General features: G+C 72.2%; 20 protein-coding genes. 11 read left to right on the top strand and 9 right to left on the bottom strand.

Annotated elements, in window-relative coordinates; translation table 11 throughout:
* The first annotated feature begins 61 nt into the window (after nt 1-61).
* On the top strand, nt 62-907 hold the full coding sequence (locus tag ABD259_RS07965) for a PAC2 family protein (RefSeq protein ID WP_344161214.1): 846 nt from the start codon (nt 62-64) through the stop codon (nt 905-907).
* A 46-nt stretch (nt 908-953) separates the two neighbouring features.
* Here the strand turns inward: ABD259_RS07965 and ABD259_RS07960 are convergent, their stop codons facing one another.
* A complete protein-coding gene (locus ABD259_RS07960) occupies nt 954-1,697 on the bottom strand; it encodes a GntR family transcriptional regulator (RefSeq protein ID WP_344108426.1) in 744 nt (247 codons plus the stop codon).
* Nucleotides 1,698-1,883: 186 nt separating this feature from the next.
* On the opposite strand from ABD259_RS07960, the gene fdhD reads away from it, so the two are divergent.
* Nucleotides 1,884-2,750, top strand: coding sequence for a formate dehydrogenase accessory sulfurtransferase FdhD (gene fdhD, locus ABD259_RS07955; RefSeq protein WP_344108429.1), 867 nt, complete (start codon nt 1,884-1,886; stop codon nt 2,748-2,750).
* Nucleotides 2,751-2,766: 16 nt separating this feature from the next.
* Here the strand turns inward: fdhD and ABD259_RS07950 are convergent, their stop codons facing one another.
* Both ABD259_RS07950 and ABD259_RS07945 read right to left on the bottom strand, forming a co-directional pair.
* Nucleotides 2,767-3,348, bottom strand: coding sequence for an HhH-GPD-type base excision DNA repair protein (locus ABD259_RS07950; RefSeq protein WP_344108431.1), 582 nt, complete (start codon nt 3,346-3,348; stop codon nt 2,767-2,769).
* Between the two features lie 8 nt (nt 3,349-3,356).
* Nucleotides 3,357-4,061: a FadR/GntR family transcriptional regulator gene (locus ABD259_RS07945; protein WP_344108478.1), complete on the bottom strand. Its 705-nt coding sequence runs from the start codon at nt 4,059-4,061 to the stop codon at nt 3,357-3,359.
* A 390-nt stretch (nt 4,062-4,451) separates the two neighbouring features.
* Between ABD259_RS07945 and ABD259_RS07940 the strand changes: the two genes are divergently transcribed.
* From ABD259_RS07940 to ABD259_RS07925, 4 genes are all read left to right on the top strand, one after another.
* A complete protein-coding gene (locus tag ABD259_RS07940) occupies nt 4,452-5,318 on the top strand; it encodes a fumarylacetoacetate hydrolase family protein (protein WP_344108433.1) in 867 nt (288 codons plus the stop codon).
* Nucleotides 5,319-5,565: 247 nt separating this feature from the next.
* Nucleotides 5,566-6,306 (top strand): (Fe-S)-binding protein, encoded by a 741-nt coding sequence (locus ABD259_RS07935; RefSeq protein WP_344108436.1) that lies wholly within the window; start codon nt 5,566-5,568, stop codon nt 6,304-6,306.
* Nucleotides 6,303-7,742 (top strand): lactate utilization protein B, encoded by a 1,440-nt coding sequence (locus tag ABD259_RS07930; RefSeq protein WP_344108438.1) that lies wholly within the window; start codon nt 6,303-6,305, stop codon nt 7,740-7,742. The genes ABD259_RS07935 and ABD259_RS07930 overlap by 4 nt, the downstream gene beginning before the upstream one ends.
* Nucleotides 7,739-8,413, top strand: coding sequence for a LutC/YkgG family protein (locus tag ABD259_RS07925; protein WP_344161211.1), 675 nt, complete (start codon nt 7,739-7,741; stop codon nt 8,411-8,413). The genes ABD259_RS07930 and ABD259_RS07925 overlap by 4 nt, the downstream gene beginning before the upstream one ends.
* 240 nt (nt 8,414-8,653) lie before the next feature.
* Here ABD259_RS07925 and ABD259_RS07920 read toward each other — a convergent pair whose 3' ends face one another.
* Complete coding sequence (locus ABD259_RS07920) at nt 8,654-9,628, bottom strand: acyl-CoA desaturase (protein ID WP_344108442.1); 975 nt, start codon at nt 9,626-9,628, stop codon at nt 8,654-8,656.
* Nucleotides 9,629-9,957: 329 nt separating this feature from the next.
* Between ABD259_RS07920 and ABD259_RS07915 the strand changes: the two genes are divergently transcribed.
* On the top strand, nt 9,958-10,956 hold the full coding sequence (locus ABD259_RS07915) for an aldo/keto reductase (protein WP_344161208.1): 999 nt from the start codon (nt 9,958-9,960) through the stop codon (nt 10,954-10,956).
* 49 nt (nt 10,957-11,005) lie between these two features.
* On the opposite strand, the gene treZ is transcribed toward ABD259_RS07915, so the two are convergent.
* Both treZ and ABD259_RS07905 read right to left on the bottom strand, forming a co-directional pair.
* Complete coding sequence (gene treZ, locus ABD259_RS07910; protein WP_344108446.1) at nt 11,006-12,802, bottom strand: malto-oligosyltrehalose trehalohydrolase; 1,797 nt, start codon at nt 12,800-12,802, stop codon at nt 11,006-11,008.
* Between the two features lie 38 nt (nt 12,803-12,840).
* Entirely contained in the window at nt 12,841-13,704 is an 864-nt protein-coding gene (locus ABD259_RS07905) for a putative RNA methyltransferase (protein ID WP_412759477.1), read from the bottom strand.
* 374 nt (nt 13,705-14,078) lie between these two features.
* Between ABD259_RS07905 and ABD259_RS07900 the strand changes: the two genes are divergently transcribed.
* Complete coding sequence (locus ABD259_RS07900; RefSeq protein WP_344108450.1) at nt 14,079-14,465, top strand: hypothetical protein; 387 nt, start codon at nt 14,079-14,081, stop codon at nt 14,463-14,465.
* Nucleotides 14,466-14,509: 44 nt separating this feature from the next.
* Here ABD259_RS07900 and treY read toward each other — a convergent pair whose 3' ends face one another.
* On the bottom strand, nt 14,510-16,930 hold the full coding sequence (gene treY / locus ABD259_RS07895; RefSeq protein ID WP_344108451.1) for a malto-oligosyltrehalose synthase: 2,421 nt from the start codon (nt 16,928-16,930) through the stop codon (nt 14,510-14,512).
* 134 nt (nt 16,931-17,064) lie between these two features.
* Here treY and aroQ point away from each other — a divergent pair, with 134 nt between their 5' ends.
* The gene (gene aroQ, locus ABD259_RS07890) at nt 17,065-17,532 is read left to right on the top strand and encodes a type II 3-dehydroquinate dehydratase (protein ID WP_344108453.1); all 468 of its coding nucleotides are present in this window, start codon (nt 17,065-17,067) and stop codon (nt 17,530-17,532) included.
* A gap of 258 nt (nt 17,533-17,790) precedes the next feature.
* A complete protein-coding gene (pstS, locus tag ABD259_RS07885) occupies nt 17,791-18,900 on the top strand; it encodes a phosphate ABC transporter substrate-binding protein PstS (RefSeq protein WP_344108456.1) in 1,110 nt (369 codons plus the stop codon).
* A 220-nt stretch (nt 18,901-19,120) separates the two neighbouring features.
* Here pstS and ABD259_RS07880 read toward each other — a convergent pair whose 3' ends face one another.
* Together ABD259_RS07880 and ABD259_RS07875 are read right to left on the bottom strand one after the other, a co-directional pair.
* Nucleotides 19,121-20,698, bottom strand: a complete 1,578-nt coding sequence (locus ABD259_RS07880; protein ID WP_344161241.1) for a glycosyltransferase — start codon at nt 20,696-20,698, stop codon at nt 19,121-19,123.
* 473 nt (nt 20,699-21,171) lie between these two features.
* Nucleotides 21,172-21,534 carry an ArsR/SmtB family transcription factor gene (locus ABD259_RS07875; protein ID WP_344108459.1) on the bottom strand — a complete coding sequence of 121 codons (363 nt, stop codon included), beginning with the start codon at nt 21,532-21,534 and terminating at the stop codon, nt 21,172-21,174.
* A 218-nt stretch (nt 21,535-21,752) separates the two neighbouring features.
* On the opposite strand from ABD259_RS07875, the gene ABD259_RS07870 reads away from it, so the two are divergent.
* On the top strand, nt 21,753-23,777 hold the full coding sequence (locus ABD259_RS07870; RefSeq protein WP_344161205.1) for a heavy metal translocating P-type ATPase: 2,025 nt from the start codon (nt 21,753-21,755) through the stop codon (nt 23,775-23,777).
* The last annotated feature ends 101 nt before the right edge of the window (nt 23,778-23,878 follow it).

Below are 23,878 nucleotides of genomic sequence, written 5' to 3'. Positions count from 1 at the left end.
GGAGAAACCCGGCCGGGCCGGCCGCGCGGAGGGCGGCCCGGGGAGTGTGAGGAGACGGCCGTTGCCTGAGCTCGACAGCGTCGGTGAGCTCGTCGAGCCTGTCCTGGTGGCCGCGTTCGAAGGCTGGAATGACGCCGGAGAGGCCGCCGGGACGGTTGTCGAACATCTGATGACGGCCTGGGACGCCGACGAATTGCTCACCCTCGAACCCGACGACTACTACGACTTCCAGGTCGCGCGGCCCCGGACCACGGTAGTCAACGGGGAACACAGTGGGATCACCTGGCCCACCACGCGGATCTCGATCGCCCGGCCCGCGGGCGGCGGCCGCGACGTCGTGCTGGTGAGCGGCTCCGAACCGAACATGCGCTGGCGGGGGTTTGCCGGGGACCTGCTGGCGGTGGCCCGGGAACTCGGCGTACGCCGTGTCGTGCTCCTGGGCGCGCTGCTGGCCGATGTCCCCCACACGCGCCCGGTCCCGATCAGCGGGGTGAGCTCGCCCAAGCACCTGCTCTCGACGCTGCACCTGGAGCCCGCCGGCTACGACGGCCCCACCGGCATCGTCGGGGTACTGCACGACACCTTCGCCTCGGCCGGGATCGAAACGGTGTCGCTGTGGGCGGCCGTGCCGCACTACGTCGCCCAGCCGCCCTCCCCCAAGGCCACCCTGGCACTGCTGCGCGGCGTGGAGGACGTCCTGGACGTCACCGTGCCGCTGGGCGACCTCATTGAGGAGGCCAGGGCCTGGGAGCACGGCGTCGACGAACTCGCCTCGGAGGACGAGGACATCGCCGGGTACGTGCGCAGCCTTGAGGAGGCCAAGGACGCGGCCGAGCTCCCCGAGGCGACCGGCGAGGCGATCGCGCGCGAGTTCGAGCGCTACCTGAAGCGCCGGGGACGCGGCTAGGCCGCCGGTTCGCCCGTCACCGGCGCTCACACGCCGCCGCCCCTGATTATTCCCGCGGCGCGTCGGCGCCGGTGCCCCCGGTCGCCTCAGCGTTGGGGGCCGCGTCGGCCGCGGGACCGACCGCACGCTCGTGATAGGTCCGGCGTGTGCGTTCGGTGTGCTCGCGCATGAGATCGGCCGCCGCGTCGGCGTCGCCCGCCGCGATCGCGTCGACGAGTCGGTCGTGCTCGTCCCACGAGTCGTGGCCGCGGGTGCGGGCGACGGGCGTGTAGTACCAGCGCACCCTGCGATCGACCTGCGCGGCGAGTTCGGCCAGCACCCCGTTGCCCGACACCTCGGCGAGGGCGCGGTGGAAGTCGGCGTTGGCGGCGACCACGGCTTCGACATCGTCGGCCCGGACCGCGGAGCGGCCGACGGCGATCCGCTCGCGGAGCCGGGCGATCTCCTCGGGTGCGGCGTTGCGTGCGGCAAGGCGCGCGGCTTCGGCCTCCAGCAGGGCGCGCACGGACAGGAGCTGGTCGGCCTCGCTCTCGGTCGGCCGGTGCACGAACGCTCCGTAGCCGGGCCGCAGGTCGACCCAGCTCTCGTTGCTGAGCCGCTGCAGCGCCTCGCGCACCGGTTGGCGCGAGACCCCCAGGTGCGCGGCGAGCTCCGTTTCGACCAGGTGCTGGCCCGGCGGAAGCCGGCGGGTGGTGATCAGGTCGAGGATCGCGTCGTAGACGGCGTCGCGCAGCGGCGCCGGCCGCCGTACGCGTCCGGCGGCCAGGGCCTGCAGGGCCTGATGGGACATGGGCTCGTATTCCCGCGTTCCGGTGCGAGGGTGCTGTGTCGACAATGTACACAACGCCCCCGACTGTGCGAGGCACAGTGATCGCTGAGAGGGTGGCGGGTAGGGGAGGATTACCCCGGGTGATCGGGCCCCGTGCCCGTCGCCGACCAGCGATCGCCGGACAAAGGCCGGGAAGGTGCAGCGGCAATGGGACGCGTGACAGCACGCGAGAAGGTCCTGCGGGTCAGGGACGGGGTGGTCAGCGAGCGCGTGGACACCCTGGTCGTGGAGGAGCCGCTGGAGGTGCGGCTGAACGGGGAGCCGCTCAGTGTCACGATGCGCACGCCCGGGCACGACTTCGACCTGGCTGCCGGTTTCCTGGTGAGCGAGGGCGTGGTGGCACGGGCCGCCGACATCGCGGCCATCCGGTACTGCGCCGGTGCCACCGAGGACGGCGTCAACACCTATAACGTCCTGGACGTGGCGGTGGCGCCGGGTGTCGCGGTTCCCAAGGCGTCGCTGGAGCGCAACTTCTACACGACTTCCTCCTGCGGGCTGTGCGGGAAGGCGAGCCTGGATGCGGTGCGCACCACGAGCCGCTGGACGGTCGCCGACGACCCGGTGCGGATCGACGGCCGCACCTTCACGGTGATGCCCGACCGGCTGCGCGCGGCGCAGCGCGTCTTCGAGCGCACCGGCGGCCTGCACGCGGCCGGGCTGTTCGACGCCCGGGGCGAGCTGCTCGCGGTGCGCGAGGATGTCGGTCGGCATAACGCGGTCGACAAGCTCGTCGGCTGGGCGGTACGCGAGAACCGGCTGCCCCTGCGCGGCGGCACGCTCATGGTGTCGGGGCGCGCCTCGTTCGAGCTCGCACAGAAGGCGGTGATGGCGGGGATCCCCGTGCTGGCGGCCGTGTCCGCCCCGTCGTCCCTGGCCGTGGACCTCGCGGCGGACGCGGGCCTCACCCTGGTGGGGTTCCTGCGCGGTGCCTCGATGAACGTCTACGCCGGGCGCCACCGCGTTGTCCTGGAGCAGGATACGGCGGCGTCGCCGTCCGCGACCGCAGCGGGCTGACGCCCGACGCCGGGCGTCAGCCCTTACGCGCCTTGGCCGCCGCCTTGGTGCTCTTCTTGAACGCGCGCACCTCGGCCAGCGTCTGCTCGTCCAGCACGTCGGCGATGGACCTGCGTGCCCCCTCCTCCCCGTAGGCGCCGGCCGCCTCGCGCCACCCCGGGACGTCGAGGTCGAACTGCTTGCCCAGGAGGGCCAGGAAGATGCGGGCCTTCTGGTCACCGTAGCCGGGCAGGGCCTTCAGCCGGCGCAGGACCTCGCGCCCGTCGGGGTCACCCTCGCTCCACAGCGCTTCGGGGCGGTCGTCGTAGTGCTCGACCAGGTAGGCGCACAGGGCCTGGATCCGCTTGGCCATCGATCCGGGGAAGCGGTGCACGGCGGGCGACCGCGCACACGTCGCGGCGAACCCCTCGGGGTCCGCCTCCGCGATGGCCCGGGCATCGAGCCCGCCCATGCGGTCAGCGATCTTCTTCGGCCCGGCGAACGCCGTCTCCATCGGTACCTGCTGGTCCAGAAGCATGCCGATGAGCAGCGCCAGCGGCTCCCGGGCCAGCAGTTCGTCGGCGTCGGCGTCCCCGGCCAAGTACAACCTGCGTGTCATGATCCCGATCATCCCACGTCGTCGGTGAGATCGGCGCGAAGCCAGCGCTCGACCTCAAGAACGTGCATGGTGGCGGCGGCGCGGGCGGCGTCGGGGTCGCGGGCCCGCAGTGCGCGGTAGATCCGCTCGTGGTCCTCGCGGAGGCGGGCGGTGATCCCGGCCTCGCGGTGGCCGCGCCAGACCCGGGCGTTGAAGGTGCGGGAGGACAGGCCGTCGTTGATGGCGGCCAGCGTGGCGTTTCCGGTGATCTCCACGATGGCCTGGTGGAAGGTGAGGTCGGCCGAGACGGTATCCGCGTACGCGTCCGCCCCGGCCGAGCCGCCGTCGGCGTCCATCCGGTTGAGGATCTCGCCGAGGCGGCGGAGCTGGGCGTCGTCGGCGCGGGCGGCGGCCAGTGCGGTCGCGGCGGGTTCGAGCATGCGCCGCACCTGGAGCACCTCGATGAGGGTCTCCCCTTGAGAGACCTCGGCGAGCACGGAGAAGGTCTCCAGGAGGTCGGCCGGGCGCAGCGCGGTGACGTAGACGCCCGCGCCGTGCCGTGCCTCCAGTACGCCCAGGGTGGTCAGCGCGCGGATGGCCTCGCGCATCGAGCTGCGTGAGACACCGAGGTCGGAGGCGAGTTCCCGCTCGGTGGGCAGCCGGTCGCCGGGCTTCAGGGTGCCGTCGGCGATGCGTTCTTTGATCCGCTCGATCGCACGCTGGGTCACCGGCATGCCGCGGTCGGCCGGCTCTGTGGGGGCCACCGGCCCCGATCCGGCGCCCGGGGCGGAATCCGGCGTCGCGTCCGGTGCGGCGTCGGGGATGGTCACGCGTCGTCCTCCACGTCGTCGGCTGCTCGGGGGCAGATGGTCGGGCCGATGGTGCGGGCGGGTGCCGGAGCCCTGATCGGCCCCATTCGGCGTGCGCGCCGCCCGACGGAAGCCCCGATCCTCCCATCTTGACACCTTCTTCCTCACACGCGTACAAGTGATCCGACCAATTCGCCTCTGTGTGGCACCTCACATATGCGATCACCAGGAAAACGACAATTGTCGGTATCCACGAACGCGATAGTCATCAGACCAATTATCGTGAGCGTGGAGCACGAGCTGTGTGGGAGCAACGTGAAGTTCTTGAGAATCGGACCCTTGGGCGCCGAGCGTCCGGCAGTGCTCGACGACGGCGGCACCCTGCTGGACCTGTCCGCCATCACCCCCGACATCGACGGCGCCTTCCTCTCCGGCAGCGGAGTCGATCGCGCCCGGGCCGCGCTGAACGCCGGAGACCTGCGGCCCGTGGCCGACCTCGACACCACCGCTTTCGGCGAGCGCGTCGGCGCCCCCGTCGCCACGCCGGGCAAGCTCATCGGCATCGGCCTGAACTACACCGACCACGCCGCCCAGACCGGGGCCGAGCCCCCCGTCGAGCCGGTCGTCTTCATCAAACCGAGCGACACCATCGTGGGGCCGGACGACGATGTCCTCATCCCGCGCGGCAGCGGCAAGACCGACCACGAGGTGGAGCTGGCCGTCGTCATCGGCCGTACCGCCCGCTACCTGGAGAACCTCGGCGCCGCCGCCGACGCCATCGCCGGGTACGCCATCGCCAACGACGTGACCGAGCGCGAGTTCCAGCTGGAGCGTGGCGGCCAGTGGGACAAGGGCAAGTCATGCGAGACGTTCACGCCCCTGGGCCCCTGGCTGGTCACGCCCGACGAGGTCGACGATGTCGCGGCGCTCGGACTGCGGCTCCGGGTCAACGGCGCCCCGGTCCAGGACGGCACCACCAAGAACATGATCTTCGGGGTCCACCACATCGTGTGGTACCTGAGCCAGTTCATGGCGCTGCGGCCCGGGGACGTCGTTATCACCGGAACTCCGGCCGGAGTCGCGATGGGCAGCCCCGACCGTTCGTTCCTGCGCCCCGGCGATGTCATGGAGCTGGAGGTCGACGGCCTGGGCCGGCAGCGCCAGCGCCTCGTCGCCGCCTGAGCCGACGGGTGCCGATCCATCAGCACACGCAGCCGCACGACGACAGGAGCCCTGACGCCATGACGTGACCACCGCCGGTGGGAGGGACGTGCCGCGGCCACGGCGCCGCCCTCCCACCGGAGCGCCCTCGCGCCCGACACGCGGCGCACAACGCGCGACACACGGAGGAGACCCGGCCGTGCACCCCTAGAGTCGGGCACGGCGCCACGGGCAGCCCATCCCCACCACGGAGCACACGAGGAAAACGATGCGGATCGCCTTATTCGTCACCTGCCTCAACGACACCCTGTTCCCGGACACCGGGCGGGCGGTGGTCCGGCTGCTGGAGCGGCTCGGCCACGAGGTGGTCTTCCCCGAGTCGCAGACCTGCTGCGGACAGATGCACTACAACACCGGCTACCGGCGCGACGCGCAGAAGCTGGCGGTCCGGTTCGTCGAGACCTTCGACGACGCCGACGTGGTCCTGGCGCCCTCCGGCTCCTGCGCCGCCATGGTCCGCGACAACTACCCGCGCCTGGGCGCTTCGGGCAGTCGGCTGGAACGCGCCGCCACGGCGCTGGCGCCCCGCGTCTACGACCTCGCGGAGCTGCTGGTCGACGTGCTGGGCGTCACCGACGTCGGCGCCTACTTCCCGCACACGGTCACCTACCACCCCACCTGCCACGGCCTGCGCCTGCTCGGCCTGGGCGAGCGCCCCTACGCGCTCCTACGGGACGTGCGCGGACTGGAGCTGGTGGACCTGCCCGAGGCGCGCGAGTGCTGCGGGTTCGGCGGCACGTTCGCGGTGAAGAACCCCGACGTGTCGGCCGCCATGGGCGCGGACAAGGCCCGCAACGTCGCCGCGACCGGCGCCGAGGTGCTGTGCGCGGTGGACAACTCCTGCCTGATGCACATCGGCGGCACCCTCGACCGGCAGCGCGCCGGCGTCAAGGTCGTCCACCTCGCCGAGATCCTCGCCTCCACGGAACAGGAGCCCGCCCAGATATGACCGGAACTTTCCTCGGCATGCCGCCGTTCCCCGAGGCCGCCCGTGCGGCCACCGCCGACGCCCAACTCCGGCACAACCTCCGCGCGGCCACCCACACCATCCGCGACAAGCGGGCCGAGGCCGTGGGCGAACTCGACGACTGGACGCGGCTGCGGGCCGCGGGCAAGGCCGTCAAGGACCGCACCCTGCGCCACCTCGACTACTACCTGGAGCAGCTGGAGGCGTCGGTGACGGCGGCGGGCGGCCAGGTGCACTGGGCCGCCGACGCGGCCGAGGCCAACCGCATCGTCACCGACCTGGTGCGCGCGACCGGGGAGCGCGAGCTTGTCAAGGTCAAGTCGATGGCCACGCAGGAGATCGGGCTCAACGAGGCGCTGGAGGCGGCGGGGATCACCGCTTACGAGACCGACCTCGCCGAGCTCATCGTGCAGCTGGGCGACGACCTGCCGTCCCACATCCTGGTCCCGGCCATTCACCGCAATCGCTCCGAGATCCGCGAGATCTTCCTGCGTGAGATGGCCGCGTGGGGCACCGCGGCCCCCGACGGGCTGACGGACGATCCGCGCGCGCTCGCCGAGGCGGCGCGGGTGCACCTGCGCGAGAAGTTCATGAGCACCAGGGTCGCCGTCTCCGGGGCCAACTTCGCGGTCGCCGAGACGGGCACACTGGTCGTCCTGGAGTCGGAGGGCAACGGGCGGATGTGCCTGACCCTGCCCGAGACGCTGATCTCCGTGGTCGGGATCGAGAAGACCGTTCCGACCTGGGCCGACCTGGACATCTTCCTGCAGACCCTGCCCCGCTCCTCCACCGGAGAGCGGATGAACCCCTACACCTCGACCTGGACCGGTGTGACGCCCGGTGACGGGCCCCAGGAGTTCCACCTGGTGCTGCTGGACAACGGGCGCAGCGACGTGCTCGCCGACGAGGTGGGGCGGCAGGCCCTGCGCTGCATCCGGTGCTCGGCGTGCCTGAACATCTGCCCGGTCTACGAGCGCACCGGCGGGCACGCCTACGGGTCGGTCTATCCCGGCCCGATCGGCGCGATCCTCACCCCGCAGCTCAAGGGCACCGGGGGTGAGCTGGAGGCCTCGCTCCCCTACGCGTCGTCGTTGTGCGGCGCCTGCTACGAGGTGTGCCCGGTGGCCATCGATATCCCCGAGGCGCTGGTGCATCTCCGGGAGGAGGTGGCCTCGTCCGGGGGCGCCGGGCACCGCGCCGAGAAGGCCGCCATGGCCGCCGCGGGGTGGGTGCTGGGCGACGACCGGCGGCTGGGATTCGCCCAGCGCGCGGCGGCTTCGGCACGGTCGCTGCTTCCCCGGCACCTGCCCGGCCCGGCCGGCGGATGGACCGACACACGCGACCTTCCGGATATCCCCGAGGAATCGTTCCGCCGGTGGTGGCGCAGCCGGGACAAGGAGAAGAGGCAGCGGCCATGAGCGGATCCCGCGAGCAGATCCTGGGCCGCGTGCGCGCCGCGCTGGCCGACGTTCCCGCCGAGGAGCACCCGCCCGATGTCGAGGTGCCGCGCGACTACGCACGCTCGCACGGGCGCGGCGGGGCCGGCACCCTGACCGACCGCCTGCAGGACTACGGGGCGGTCGCGCACCGGGTAGCGGCCGACACCCTGCCGGACGCCATCGCCGCGGCCCTGCGCCGACGCGGCGCCCGCCGCGTCGTCGTCCCCCCGGACCTGCCCGAGCCGTGGACCGCGGCGTGGTCGGACATGGTCGAGGACGGGGACGTGGACACGGCGGCGGCCGGGGCGCCGGTGCTCCGCGACATCGGCGGCGGTGTCGGCCTCGACGCCCTCGACGCGGTCGACGGCGTCGTGACCGGGTGCGCCGTGGCCATCGCCGAAACCGGCACGATCGTCCTCGACGGCAACGAGGCCCAGGGCCGCCGCGTCCTCACACTGGTCCCCGACTACCACCTCTGCGTGGTCCGCGCCGACCAGATCGTCGAGGACGTCCCCGACGCCGTCGCCCGTCTGGACCCGCGCCGCCCGCTGACCTGGATCAGCGGCCCCTCGGCCACCAGCGACATCGAGCTGAACCGGGTGGAGGGCGTTCACGGCCCCCGCACGCTGGAGGTCCTCATCGCGGAGTAGGCCCGGGGCACGGCCGAGGGCCGCGCGAAAGCCCTCGGGCCGACCGGTTGCCACCAGAGAGGCGCCCGCGTTAACCGTGCGACGCCCGCCCCGCACCACGTCGAGAGTCGCACCGCAAGGCGCGAATACGACACGGCGGCGGCCGCACACCCGCGCTCGTTCGCGGGGTGTGCGGCCGCCGTTCGCGTGCTGCCGCGATTCACTCCGACGGGTCGTCTCCGACCCGGCCGTGGTCGCTGATCAGGCTGCCTGGTCCATCTTGTCGACGCGCTTGGCCGCGAGCCGGTTCTGGTTGGGCCAGCGCACGTTCCATGCCCAGCCGAGCTTCTCGAACGCCCAGATGACGCGGGCGCTCGGGTCGATCTGCCCCTTGAGCACGCCGTGCCGGGCGCAGGTGGGGTCGGAGTGGTGCAGGTTGTGCCAGGACTCCCCGAAGGACAGGATCGCCAGCCACCACACGTTGCGGGACTTGTCGCGGACCTCGAACTCCTCCACGCCGAAGGCGTGGCAGATGGAGTTGATCGACCAGGTCACGTGCTGAAGGAGGAAGAGGCGCACCAGGCCGCCCCAGAAGAGCGCGGTCAGCGCACCCCACCAGGACATCGTCACCAGGCCGCCCACCACCGCGGGCAGGAGCAGCGAGAGCGCCGCGATCGGCAGGAAGAGCCGGGAGATGCGCGCGATGTCCTTGTCCGCGAGCAGGTCGGGGCAGAAGCGCTGGATGGAGGTGCGCTCGTCGGAGAACAGCCAGCCGAACTGGGCGAAGACGAGGCCCTTGCCCAGGGCCTTCCAGTCGGTGCCGAAGCGCCACGGCGAGTGGGGGTCGCCCTCGCGGTCGGCGTACTTGTGGTGGCGGCGGTGGTCGGCGACCCACTGGATGACCGGCCCCTCGATGGCGGCGGTCCCGGCCACGGCCAGCACGTTGCGCAGGGGGCGGTTCGCCTTGAAGGAGCCGTGGGTGAAGTAGCGGTGGTAACCGACGGTGATGCCCAGACCGGTGAAGATGTAGGTCACCACGAAAATCGCGACGTCGACCCAGGTCAACCCCCATCCCCAGGCGAAGGGGACGGCCGCGGCGACGGCGAGGATCGGGAGCCCGATGTACACGCCCAAGAGGAACTTCGCGCCCGGACCCTTCGGCGCGTGTTCAACGTCGAGTTCCAGCTTGGACGCTCGTCGTTCCGCTGTCGCAACGGCGGTTTGGGACTCTCCCATGAGGGTCGACTCTCCTTCAGATGGCTATGTGAACCTACGCCACCATAACTTACGGACCCGTAGGTTACGCAAGCGAAGGTAAGTAAAGCCTTAGCGTCCCCCAGCGGACCGTGATGAAACGCCATGAACTGGACGAACAAGCGACAGCGCGTGGCCTCCGTGTCACCGGGAGGCCCGCGCCGCGGGGGGCGGGACGGCTCCCGGTCCGGGGACCGCGAGCGCCACGGGGACGGGTGCGGTCTGAGGCGCGGCGCGGCGGTGCCATCGCGACGGATCGCGCGGTGCGTGTTTCACCGTGGCTACCGCGACACCGCTCGATAGCCTGAGCCATGCGCTACATCGAGAAGGCGGACACAACCCGCCGCTACTCCAAAATCGGGTTGGGTACATGGCAGTTCGGGTCGCCGGAATGGGGGTACGGGGCCGAATACAACCGGACCGAATCGGCGCGGATCGTGCGCCGCGCGCTGGAACTCGGGGTGACCGTGTTCGACACGGCCGAGGCCTACGGTTTCGGCCGCAGCGAGCGCATCCTGGGCGCCGCCCTGCGCGCGGCTCTAGAGGAGACCGGGACGCCCCGCGACGTCGCCGTGGTGGCCACCAAGGTCTTTCCCGTGCTCCCGCTGTCGCCGGTGGTGCAGCAGCGCGGGGTCGCCAGCAACGCCCGGCTAGGCCTGGGGTCGATCGACCTGTACCAGGTTCACCAGGCCAACCCCCTCGTCCACGACGCCACGACCATGCGCGGCATGCGCGTGCTGCGTGAGGCGGGCGTGATCCGCGATGTCGGGGTCAGCAACTTCTCCCTTCCCCGCTGGCGGCGGGCCGAGGCCGAGTTCGGAGCACCGGTGCTCACCAACCAGGTGGAGTACAGCCTGCTCGCGCGCTCCCCTGAGGACCACCTCATCCCCCACGCCGAGCGGACGGGGCGGATCGTCATGGCCTACAGCCCGCTCGCCCAGGGTCTGCTGAGCGGCAAGTTCGACGTGGACCACCGCCCGTCACGCGGCATCCGCACGATGAACCCGCTGTTCCTTCCGGAGAACCTGGAGCGGGTACGGCCCCTGCTCGGCCTCCTGCGGGACATCGCCGATGCCCACCAGGCGACGCCCGCCCAGGTCGCGCTGGCCTGGACGATCCGGCACCCATCGGTGATGGCGATCCCGGGCGCCTCCAGCGTCGCCCAGCTGGAGTCGAACGTCGCGGCCGCCGACCTCGATCTCACCCCGGCCGAGTGCGAGGAGCTCGCGCGGGCGTCGCAGGGCCTGGGCGGCCTCGACCGGGTGCGGGAACTCCCCCGCCTTCTGCGCGACCGGCTGTCCCGCCGCTGAGCCCGCGCGCGATGGTGGTTTTCCGCCCCGCCCCTCCGTCGACCGGACGTCACCCGACCGCGACGATCGTGAAGGACGCGCCCGGCAGGCGCACCGTCGTGCCGGGCGCCTCCCCGCCGTCGGAAGGCGTGCCGTCGGATGCCGTGCCGCGCACGACGGTCCCCTCCCGAACGGCCAGGAGAACGTCCCGGGCGGGGGCGTCCAGGGCGGCCTCGGCCGGGAACGGGCCCAGATTGCAGGCGAGCCGGAGCCGCCCGCGGTGCAGGACCAGCAGGCGGCCGTCCTCCGAGGCGTCCACCCGGAACCGGTCCAGGCGGGGGTCGGCCAGCTCGGGATGGGCGCGGCGGACGGCGATCAGCGCGCGGTACACCTCCAGCACCGAGCGGTGGGGCTCGGCGGCGCGCTCGTCCCACCGCAGCACCGACCGCTCGCGCGTGCGCGGGTCGAGAGGGTCGGGGACGTCCTCCTCGGCCCAGCCGTGCGCGGCGAACTCGCGGCGCCGCCCGTCGCGCACCGCCGCGGCCAGGACCGGATCGGGGAATGAGGCGAAGAAGCACCACGGCGTCGACGCGGCCCACTCCTCCCCCATGAACAGCATGGGCGTGTAGGGCGAACACAGCACGATGGCGGCACCGCAGGCCAGCGGGCCTGGTGGCACCGACGCGGCCATGCGGTCGCCCCGCGCCCGATTGCCGACCTGGTCGTGGGTCTGCAGGTAGGCGAGGAAGCGGTGTCCGGGAAGGCGCCCGGTCCCGGTGGCGACGGGCGCGCCGTGGGTGCGTCCGCGGAACGAGGAGTAGGTACCGGCGTGGAAGAAGACGTGGCGCAGCGTGCGGGCGAGGGAGGCGGGGACGGCGAAGTCGGCGTAGTAACCGTGCTTCTCGCCGGTGAGCGCGGTGTGCAGCGCGTGGTGCAGGTCGTCGGACCACTGGGCGGTCATGCCGTGCCCGTCGGCGTCGCGCGACGTGACGGTGCGCGGGTCGTTGAGGTCGGATTCGGCGATGAGGGCGAGGGGGCGGCGGAGCCCCGCGGCTAACGCGTCGACTTCGGCGGACAGTTCGGCGAGCAGGGGGACGGCGCGGTGGTCCCGCAGGGCGTGCACGGCGTCCAGGCGCAGGCCGTCGAGGTGGTAGTGGCGCAGGAGGTCCGCGGTGGTGTCGAGGACGTACCGGCGGACCTCGTCGGAGCCGGGGCCGTCCAGGTTCAGGGAGGGGCCCCACGGCGTCTCACCGTCGAAGTACGGGCCGAACCGGGGCAGGTACGCGCCCGAGGGCCCGAGGTGGTTGTAGACCACGTCGAGCACGACCCCCAATCCGCGGGTGTGGCAGGCGTCCACGAAGCGCTTGAAGCCGTCCGGGCCGCCGTAGGGTTCGTGCACGGCGCCCCACAGCACCCCGTCGTAACCCCAGCCGTGGGTGCCGTCGAAGGCGTTGACGGGCATGACCTCGACCAGATCGATGCCCAGGTCGACGAGGTGGTCGAGGCGGCCGGCGGCCGCCTCGAACGTGCCTTCGGGGGTGAAGGTGCCGATGTGCAGCTCGTAGAGGACGGAGCCGGGCAGTGCCCGCCCGGTCCAGGCGGCGTCGCTCCAGGGAAAGGCGGCGTGGTCGTAGCGGCGGGAGGGGCCGTGGACACCATGCGGCTGCCGTTGGGAGCGGGGGTCGGGCAGCGGCGTGGGGTCGTCGTCGAGGAGGAACGCGTAGTCGGTGTCGGGTCCGGCGCCCGGCACGTCGGCGTGCCACCACCCGTTCTCGCCGCGCGCCATGGCGTGATCGGCCCCGCAGGCCTGGACCCGCACCTGGTCGCGCCCGGGTGCCCACACGGAGAACCGCCCCCACTCGCCCACGGACTTGTGCCTACCCGATCGTGAGCGGCGCCACGCCGTCAGGCGGGCCGGTAGACGGAGACGAGGAAGGACGCGGTGACCGGCGCGGGGGTGGGCAGCCCGCGGATCCGCCGCTCTAGTTCGCCCGGGTCGAGGTGGCGCGCGCTGGGTCCCATGCCCACGGCGGTGGCCACGGCGGCGTGCGGCAGCCGCATGGGGTGGTCGAGCTCTTCGCGGTGCGTCAGCGAGAAGTGGCCGCCGAGCGTCGCTTCGAGCCGTTCCTCCTTGCGCGCGTCCACGGTGACGAGACCGAGAGGGTCGATGAGCTCGTGCAGGTGGCGGCCGGTCGGGGTGACGACGATGAGCGCGCCGTCGTCGCGGAGGACCCGGCGGAACTCGGCGCCGCCACGGGGAGCGAAGACGTTGAGGAGCAGTGCGGCCGCGCCGGTGCGCAGCGGCAGGCCCCGCCAGGCGTCGCAGGCGGCGGCCCCGGCGCGGGGGTGGGCTTTGGCGGCGCGGCGCAGCGCGAACTTGGAGACGTCCAGGGCCAGCCCGGTGGAGTGGGCGCAGCGCTCCAGCACCTCGCGCAGGTAGTAGCCGGTGCCCGCGCCGATGTCGGTGATGAGCCCGGTTTCGGTACCGCAACCAGCGGCGGGGAGAGCGGGGAGATGGTCCGCGGCGAGCGCGGCCAATCGCGCGGCGAGCGGGGCGTAGTGTCCGGCCTCCTGGAACTCCCGCCGGGCCCGCACCATCTCCTTGGTGTCCCCGGTGCCGGTGGGGCGCTGGCCGGTGAGGAGGCTGACGTAGCCCTCCCGCGCGACATCGAAGCCGTGCCCGCGCGCACAGGAGAGCGCGTTTCCGGCGGGGGCGATCCCAGCGCCGCAGTGGGGACAGGCGAGGGCGGCCAGGACGGAGGCGGGCATGCGCAGCCGGTCGGTGACGGCGCGGTCGCCCCCGGTGGCGGAAGAGGAACTCGACATGATCGCGATCAGCCTATCGGCGGCGCGGCGGTGCGCCGGGCGGCCGTCGGGCCGGGGCGTGGAGCGGCCCCACGGGGGCGGTCCGACGCGCACCGCGCAGCTCTCGGCCCGAACGTGGTGTCCGGTTCGACCGCTAGCATGCCCCTTCGAAATCGCACCATTACCGACAGAAAGACTAATTCGTGACCACGCCGCACCCCCACCCCCCGCACGCCCAGCCACATGCGCCGCACCCTCAGCGGCAGGACGCGCCCTATGCCGCTTCCCCCCAGGGCGCGGGCCATCCCGGCGCCACGCCGTGGGCCGGAGGTGCCCCGGTGCGGTGCAAGATCTGCGGCGGCTGGCCGGCCGCCTTCGTCACCATCCGGGCGCACCGGGGCATGATCGCGCTCATGACGTTCCTGTCCCAGTCAGGACCGTTCTGCCGCCCCTGCGGGGTCGCCGTCTACCGGCGGATGACGGCGCAATCGCTGTGGCAGGGGTGGTGGAGCCCCTTCTCCCTGGTGATCAACCCCATTGTCCTGCTGATGAATCTCGTCGCCCGGCGGCAGCTGTACCGGCTGGCCTACCCCTCCGGTGGGTGGCACCCGCCGCTCGACCCGGGCAAGCCCGTCCCCCAGCGGCCCGGCGCCATCGCGTTCGCGGTGATCCTCCTCGCCCTCGTTGGCCTGGTCGCGGTCTCCGCCCTCACCAGTCCCTCCTGAGCGGGAGGGGGCGGCCGCCGGATCGGCTCGCGAGGCCGCGGACCTCAGGGGCGTCTCGGCTCGACGGTGTCGGCGGTGCGCCGAACGAGGAGGGCCACGGGGTAGGGGTTGAGGACCTCGGCGAGTCGAGCGGTGGTGAAGCCGTCGGTGCGCTCGGGGGCAATGCCACGGCCGGTGAGCAGGTCGCTCCAGACCCCCGGGCCGGACGGCAGGGGTACGGCGGTGCCGCGCCAGCCACCGGAGTCGGCCAGGCGCAGCGGGAGCCGGGTGGCGATGGTGACGACGTCGAACGCGGGGCCGCGCGCGAAGGCTACCGCGTGGGCGGCGGCCGCGCCGGTCGGGGCGAGCGGGCGGTAGCCGCGCATGGGGCGGTCGCGGCGGAGCAGCAGCGCCTGGCGGACCACATGCAGCTTGACGGCGCCCGCCGCGTCGATCGGAGGCAGCCAGCCGGATTCGAGGCGCTCCAGGATCACCATGCGGGTGGCGAAGTCGACGGGCCGCCGGTTGTCGGGGTCGACCAGGGACAGGTCCCACAGCTCGGTGCCCTGGTAGAGGTCGGGAACACCCGGCGCGGTGAGCTGGACGAGCTTCTGGCCCAGCGCGTTGCTCCACCCGGCCTCGCGGATGCGCGCGACGAGCGCGGCGACGTCGTCGGCCAGCGACGCGTCCGAGAGCACGCGTTCCGGCCAGGAGCGGACCTCCTTCTCGAAGTCGGTGTCGGGTTCCAGCCAGGAGGTGCGCAGCTTGGCCTCGCGTGCCGCCTTGAGCAGGTAGTCGCGCAGGCGGGCCGCGCTGATGGGCCACGCGCCCACGAGGGTCTGCCAGGCCAGCAGGTTGAGCGAGGGTTCCCCGATGCCGCACCGCTCGGTCCAGTCGCGCACGGCCGCGGCGAACTCCGCGGGGATCTCGGTGAGCGCCGCCAGCCGCGCGCGGACATCCTCGGAGCGCTTGGTGTCGTGGGTGGACAACGTGGTCATGGCGCGCGGCCAGGACGCCTCGCGGCGGGCGGCGGCGTCGTGGAACTCCGCGAGGCTCACTCCGAAGCGGTCCGGGTCGCCGCCGACCTCGTTGAGCGCGATGAAGCGGGTGGTCCGGTAGAAGGCGGTGTCCTCGGTGCCCTTGGCGACGACCGTGCCGCTGGTCTGCTGGACACGGCGGGCGAGCTCGCCCCTGGGGTCGGCGCGTACGCGGCCGTCGATGCGGTCCAGCAGGGAGGAGAGATCGGGGCGGGTGCGGTGGGCGCGGGCCACGGCCGCCGTCCAGTCGGCTTCGCCTTCGGGGAGGTAGGAGCGGTAGCCGGGGAAGTGGGACAGAAGCTCGGCGACGGCCTGCTCGGTACGGCTCAGCCGCGTTGTGTCCTCGCCGTCCGCGACGGCCTCCGTCTCGGGTTCTCCGGCCGCGCCGTCGTCATGGTCGTCGACCAGGGCGGCGATCCGGCGGACTTCCGGTCGGAGCAGCGCCGTGGCGGCCGCACGCCGACACTCGGCCTCCACCGCGCCGGTGTCGGTGGGCACACCGAGAGTTTCGGCCAGATCGGTGAGGGGGCGCTCCCCCTCCGGGTCGATGAACAGGCCGCACACCTCGCGCAGCGCGTCGTAGCCGGTGGTTCCGGCCACGGGCCAGGAGGCCGGCGGGGTCTCCCCCGGAGCGAGGATCTTCTCCACGACGATCCATCCGGCGTAGGAGTCCCGCAACCGCCGCAGATAGCCGCCGGGGTCGCTGAGCCCGTCGACGTGGTCGACCCGTAGGCCGTCCACCTCATCCCGCTCGGCCCAGCGCAGGACCTCGGCGTGCGCGGCGGTGAAGACGTCGGGGTCCTCCACGCGGACGGCGGCCAGGCCGCTGATGTCGAAGAAGCGCCGATAGGGGAGGTCGGCCGCGCCGCTGCGCCAGGGCACCAGCCGGTAGTGCTGACGCTGGTGCACTTCCGCGGGGTCATCGCCCGGGGCGTAGGTGCCCGGCGCCAGCGGATAGCGCTGGTCGCCGCAGCTGAGGCAGTCGTCGACGACGGTGAGCCCGGCCAACGCGGCGGCAGCGGCATCACCCCCGTCACCGTCGTCGGGCAGGACCGGCAGCGGGATCAAGCCGCGCGTCCAGTCGATGTCGAAACAGCGGGCGTAGGGCGAGTTGGGACCCTCGCGCAGTACGTCCCACCACCAGGGGTTAGCGGCGGGGACGGCCACCGACATGTGGTTGGGCACGATGTCGACGACGATGCCGAGGCCGAGCGTGCGCAGCCGCGCGACCAGTGCGCTGCGCCCCTCCTCACCACCGAGTACCGGGGAGACGCGCGCCGGGTCCACAACGTCGTACCCGTGCTCGGAACCGGGGGCCGCGGCCAGGATCGGCGAGACGTAAAGGGCGTCGGCTCCGAGGCGGTGCAGGTAGTCGACGAGGCTGGCGGCATCGGCGAAAGTCCGCCCGGGCCCCAGCTGCAACCGATAGGTGGAGGCGCGTGTGTCCATCGCCTGAGGGCATGCCCGCTCGACCTGCGGATCATGCCGTTCCCGGTCACGGGCGGCGACTGCCACTAGGCTGGCGCGGGTCAGCCCCGGGGCGCCGCGCCCCGCGCACTCGTGATCCGCAGAAGGGCATCGCCGTGCCGGACTCCACCCCGCACCCCACCGTGCTGCTGCTCAACGGCCCGAACCTGAACCTGCTCGGCGAACGCGATCCGGAGCAGTACGGGAGCACCTCGCTCGCCGATATCGAGGCGGCGGTGACCGCCCTCGGCAAGGAGCTCGGCGTAACGGTGGTCTGCGCGCAGAGCAACCACGAGGGCGAACTGGTCGAGCACATCCACGCGGCGCGCGACCTCGACGGAATCGTCATCAACCCCGGCGCGTTCGCCCACTACAGCATCGCGCTGCGCGACGCCGTCGACGCCGTGGACACCCCGTGTGTGGAAGTGCACATCTCCAACGTCTACGCGCGCGAGCCCTTCCGGCACACGTCGGTGACGGCACCGGTGATGCAGGGGTACATCGCCGGATGCGGGGTGGCCGGATACGAGCTGGGGCTGCGCGCCGTCCTGCGGCGCATCGAGGAGGCCCGGGGCAGCGCCTGACCCGCCCCACCGCCGACCGGACCGGGAGCGTCGGGTGGGGCGGACATGGTCGCAAACGAGCCCCAGCGCACCGGAACCGAACGGGATCGCCCCTCCGCCAGGGTGAGTGGCGCCACAGCGCTCCCGTTCGGTATCCGGCTTCACCTCTTGTTAAATTCTTCGACGGTGTTCGATCACCATCGCTTTCAGCAGTCACCGTCGGATTGGTCTACGTGGGCACACTGGGTCGCCGGCATTCACAAGGGGGATTGACTCACCGTGCTCCGGTCCACTTCGCGCAAGCTGTCCGCCGCTGCGCTGATCGGCGCCCTGGCAGTGACGGCCGGGTGCGGCAGCGACGAGGCGGTGCGCGGTGGCGATCCGTACCCCATGCCCGCTGATCTGGCCTGCTTCGACGGCAACATCTCCGGGGCGGGGTCCAGCGCCCAGGAGAACGCGATGCGGACCTGGATCGCCGCCTACCAGACCAACTGCGAAAACGCGCAGATCTTCTACGACGCGATCGGCTCTGGCGGCGGGCGCAGCCAGTTCATCGATGGCGCGGTCGATTTCGCCGGGTCGGACGCCGCGATCTCGCCCGCCGAGAACAAGGATGCCGCGCCGCGCTGCCTGGGGTCGGACGCGATCAACATCCCGGCTTATGTGGTGCCGATCGCCGTCGTGTTCAACCTGAAGGGCGTCGACTCGCTCAACCTGACACCGCGGGTGATCGCCCGAATCTTCGACGGTCAGATCACGCGGTGGGACGACCCGGCCATCGCCGGGGCCAACCCCGACACCGATCTTCCCGATGCGCGGATCACCCCGGTGTCCCGCTCGGACGAGTCCGGTACGACCGAGAACTTCACCGAGTACCTGCACAAGGCGGCCGGGGACGACTGGCCGCACAAGCCGGGCGGCCAGTGGCCGGTGCCTCCGGCGGAAGCGGCGCAGGGAAACAGCGGCGTCGCCGACACGGTCAAGGGCGGCGAGGGCACGATCGGCTATGTCGAGGCCTCGCACGTCGGGAACATGAGCGCCGCCAAGGTCGGCGTGGGCGACGAGTTCGTGGAGCTGTCTCCGGAGTCGGCGGCGCGCGTGGTCGCGGAGTCGCCGCAGCGCGAAGGGGGCAACCCCCTCGATCGGGCGATCGACATCAACTACGGGACGACGGCGTCCGGCGCCTACCCGATCGTGCTGGTCAGCTACGAGGTCGTGTGCCTGACGTACGACAGTTCCGAGGACGCCGCGCGGCTTCGCGACTTCCTCAGTTATGTCATCAGTCCTGAGGGACAGGAGTCGGCCTCCACGGAGACCGGTTCGGCGCCTCTTCCCGAGGAAATCCGCTCTGACCTGCAGGAATCGATCGACGCCATCAGCGCGTCCTAGCTCGACTTCCCAGATACGGTCCGCGATGGACTGAAGAGGCCGCGACACGCGGCCTTTTCTTTTCACCCGAATACCTCACCTGGCGTTTCACATGTGTGGCACAGTGTTATGGCTGTCCGCTGAAACCGGGGCCCGCCCGCTGCCGCTCGGCCGGTGTCTTCCCCCACTGGCCGAGACCGGGAGGGCCCCGGACAGCATCGCCGTCGACGCCCCGCACCCGTCACGGCCGTCGGCGGCACCGGGCCAAGCCCCGCCCCAGGCAGCCGACCAAGCGCCGCACCGCGCCCTGCCGCTTCCCCGTCTGTGACACCTCCCAGCGGGGCTCCACCGCCGTGTTCCCGCCGCTCGCGACCGCTACCGCGCCGGACCTCCTGTCCGAAGGCCGGCGGGTGCGCGCACGAGCCACGGTCGCTCGCGGGGCGATCAGGTCCTTCAGGCACTCGTGCCCGGCGTGCATCCGGTACCGTCCATGCACTTCGGACACGACGTCGGCGAGGGACTCGCCCTCCGTTCGTACACGCAGTGCGCGGGTCAGGGCGCGGGTCCGCCACAGCCGGACCCCAGCGCCGCGCGTGGGCGCGCACTCGGGGGCCATTTCGACCAGCCCGGCCCGGGCGCGTTCGGCGCGGGCGACGAGTCGGGCCAGCGTGTCGCGGCCCAGCCCCCAGGCAACGGGGACCTGCAGCAGGTACGGCGAGGGGAACCCCGTGCGCGGGGCCACCGCGGAAAAAGAGACACGGGGCTCGGACAGGTAGCGGGCCTGGATCAGGCGCAGTTCCAGGCGCGGGTCGGCCGGTGTGCCGCCGTAGACGCCCCCGTCCCAGTCGGCGACGAGCGTCACAGCGATGTCCTGCTCGGTTCCGTCCAGGAGGCGGTCCACGCAGCCGCTGACGGTTTCGTAGGGGGCACCGGAGACATCCACGACCGCGCGAACGAGCGGAACCCGGCGACCGTCGGCGTCCGGCCGTCCGCGCAGGGAGCGGGGGTGGGGCATCAGCGGGGCGAGGGCGGTCGACTGGAACCGGGACGAGGGCAGACGGGTGCGCGCCGGGGTGGCGGGGCCGATGTGCCAGGCGGGTGCGGCGTACTCGGGGAGGAACAACCCTCCGGCCTGCCACAGCCGGTAGGCGAACTCGGTGTCCTGACCGAGGTCGAGGGCCGGGTCGACGCCGCCCGCGGCCTCGTAGAGCGACCTCCGCAGCGCGGCGGCGGAACCCACGTAGGCCTGGAAGCCAAGGTGGTCGGCGTCGCGCAGCTCATAACTCTGCTCCACCAGCCGCGTGACTCCGGCATGGCCATGACACCCGCCGAGCGCCGAGGACAGACTGCCGGAGCGGGCCAGCCCGGTCAGGGTGGTCGGGTCCTCCGGCCCGCGGGAGCAGAAGAGCACCCGCCCCAGCGACACGCACTCGGCGTGCACGTGCTGCCATCGCACCAGCGCCTCGATGAAGCGCGGCCCGACCACCATGTCGGGGTCCAGCCAGCAGATGATCTCGCCGGAGGTGACGTGCGCCCCGTAGGCCCGCGCGTGCCCGGCGCCTCGGCCAATGGCTGGGGCGCGCTCGACGCGGCACCGTGCCGGTCGCAATGAGGGAAGCGTGAGAGGTGGCGAAGAGTGGTCATCCACGACTACGACGTCCAACAGTCGAGCCGGATAGGTCTGTCCGGCCAACGCGGCGAGCGTCAGCGCCAGTCGCTCCGGCTCCCCCCGGGCGGGGATGACCACACTCACGGTCAACGTTGGCGTCCACGCTCCCAGTTGGGGTGGGGCAAGTCGTCCCCAGTCGTTCCGGAAGATCCGTGTGGGAACCTGTTCGGCGCGTCCACGGTGGGTAACCCCATCCGCCCGCGACTCTAAGTATTCAAAAGACGACACAGAGTTACTTTAGCTTGCGGTCAAGCCCCGAAACCACCGGCTACGAAAGGAGAAATCTGCTTGAGGGCACTCGACGTTCACGGCGTTCGGTGCACACTACGCAAAACCCCTCGAAAGAGTGGTCACAGCGCGTGTCAGAGCGACGTCGGATCCCCACCTAACGGACCGCACCGCCCCACTACGGCCCGACCGAAACACCCCATCTGACCCACCTCAAATCCCGCCCACGTCCGCCCACCCCCATTCGCCACGGGCCCCGGACCGCTGGGCGGCCCTGTCTGCGCCCTTTTTCTCCGGCGTCCCGGGGCGAAATGCGGCAGAGAACACCGGAGCGACGAACGCCGACTCGGCCGCCCCGCCGCCCCCGCTTCCTCCTGCCCGCGCGACGGGCGCGGTCAGCTGTCGGAGATGCCCAGGCGGAGGTGTTCGATGTGGTGGACGGCCTGGTCGAGGAGTTGGGCGACGTGGTGGTCGTAGAGGGCGTAGCTCATGCTGCGGCCGTCGCGGGTGGCGGTGACCAGGCCGAGGTTGCGCAACAGGCGGAGCTGGTGGGAGACGGCCGACTGTGACAGGCCCACAGTGTCCACGATCTCGCCGACCGTCTGGGGGCCGGAGCGCAGGGCCGTGAGGATGAGGAGGCGGCTGGGGGCCGCGAGGGCTTGGAGCGTCTCGGCGACTTTCGCCGCCCCGGCGGCGTCGAGACTCGCCGGGGCTGCGATCTCCGCCGCCTGCGTACCTACGATCGGCCTGTGCCCCATGCGGCCATGGTACTGACCGCGCGGGAATCCCAGGCCGATGCCGCCGCGGGCGCTGGCGGACGCTGCCACCACTCGCCGACGCCACGGCCGCCGACCAGGGGCGGGACACGGGAGAGCGACCAGGTGACCGAGGGCGCAATGGCGCATCATATGAAGATATCTTCATATGAGCGTGTATAGTGTCCATCGCCTTTGTCAGCGTCCTGCCTGGAGTTCCCATGCCGACACTCGTATCCGCTCCCACCACCGAGCGGCCCGCAGGTCAGGCCCGTGTGGCGGCCCCCCGGCGGCGCACGCCGCTGTTCGCGCTTAACGAGGTGCGATGGGCCGCGGCGGCGCTCGTCCTGTTCTGCTGTGGCGGGCTGCTTCACCTCGCGGGGGCGCCCGCGTGGTCGTATTGGACGCTCTACCTGGCCTGCTACGCCGTCGGCGGCTGGGAGCCGGCGCTGTCCGGGCTGCGGGCGCTGCGGGAACGGACCCTCGACGTCGATCTGCTGATGATCGTCGCGGCCATCGGCGCGGCCGCGATCGGCCAGATCTTCGACGGCGCTCTGCTCATCATCATCTTCGCGACCTCTGGTGCGCTGGAGGCCCTGGCGACCCGGCGCACCGAGGACTCGGTGCGCGGCCTCCTCGACCTCGCCCCCGACCGGGGGACGCGCATCCACGCCGATGGTTCCGAGGAGCGCGTCGACGCCGCGCGCCTCCGCGTCGGCGACACCGTGCTGGTCCGACCGGGCGAGCGGATCGCGGCCGACGGGGAGGTCGTCGACGGCGCGGGCGAGGTGGACCAGGCGACGGTCACCGGGGAGTCGGTCCCCGCTGCCAAGTCCGTGGGCGACGAGGTGTTCGCCGGGACCATGAACGGCTCGGGCGCCCTGCGGGTCCGTGTCAGCCGTCCCGCGCACGACACCGTCGTCGCCCGCATCGCCGAGCAGGTGCGGCGCGCCACCGCGACCAAGGCCCGCACCCAGCTGTTCATCGAGCGCTTCGAGCAGCACTACTCGGTCGGCGTCGTGGTCGCGACCATCGCGCTGTTCACCATCCCGCTGCTGCTGGGCGCCGACCTGGAGTCCGCGCTGCTGCGCGCGATGACCTTCATGATCGTGGCGTCGCCCTGTGCCATCGTCCTGGCCACCATGCCGCCCCTGCTCGCCGCGATGGCGACGGCGGGACGCAACGGCGTCCTGGTGAAGAACGCGGTCGCCATGGAGCGGTTGGCGGCGACGTCGGTGGTCGCCTTCGACAAGACCGGAACGCTCACCGCGGGCCGCCCCCAGGTGGAGGACATCCGGCTCATCGACCCCGATGGCCAGGAGCGCCGGGCGTCGGGAGGGTACCGCACCGAGACCGAGGTGCTGCGCGCGGCGGCGGCCGCCGAGCACCCCAGTGAGCATCCCGTAGGCGCGGCGATCGTGGCCGCCGCACGGGCCGCGGAGATCGCTGTGCCCGACGCCGCGGATTTCACGGCCGCTCCGGGGCGGGGCGTGGCCGCCACGGTGGAGGGTGCGCGTATCGAGGTGGGCGAGCCGCGGCGAATGCGGCCGAGCACAGCGGCTGACGGAGCCCCGGCGAGTTCCCACGCCCGCGCGTGCGCGGTCGCGGCCGAGGTGGAGGCAAGTGGCCGTACCGCCGTGGCGGTCGTCGCCGACGGCGTGGCGGTGGCCGTCATCGGGGTCGGCGACACGGTGCGTCCCGACGCGGAACGCGGTGTACGACGCTGCGTCGAGTTGGGCTCCGCCCCGCCGGTGCTGCTGACGGGTGACAACGCCGGGGCGGCGGAGCGGGTGGCCGCCGCCGTCGGTATCGGTGACGTGCGATCGCGTCTGCTCCCCGAGGACAAGGCCGCGGCGGTCCGGGAACTGGCCGATGGCGGACAGCGGGTGGCGTTCGTCGGCGACGGGGTGAACGACGCGCCCGCCATGGCCACCGCGCGCTCGGGAATCGCTCTGGGCGGAGCAGGCTCTGACCTGGCCCTGGAGACCGCCGACGCCGTGGTCGTCCGCGACGAGCTCACGGCGGTTCCGGCGGCGATCGCCCTGGCGCGCCGAGCGCGACGGCTGGTGATCGCCAACCTCGTGATCGCCGGGACGGTGATCGTCACCTTGGCCACCTGGGACATCGTCGGCACTCTCCCCCTCCCTCTGGGCGTGGCCGGGCACGAGGGGTCCACGATTCTGGTCGCGCTCAACGGGTTGCGGTTGCTCCGCGACACAGCGTGGAGCCAGGCGGTGGACTCGTGACGCCCACCCCGTTGCGGCCCGCCGTACCGACCCGGACACCCGGTCGCGGCTGACGCGCGGCCGGCTTGAGAGGATTCGATCCGATTCGTACCGAGGTCGGG

The organism is Nocardiopsis rhodophaea (assembly GCF_039530945.1).
GTDB classification, from domain to species: Bacteria; Actinomycetota; Actinomycetes; order Streptosporangiales; family Streptosporangiaceae; genus Nocardiopsis_C; species Nocardiopsis_C rhodophaea.
Note: the sequence above shows the minus strand (reverse complement) of the source record. Positions and strands in the feature narration are given on the sequence as shown.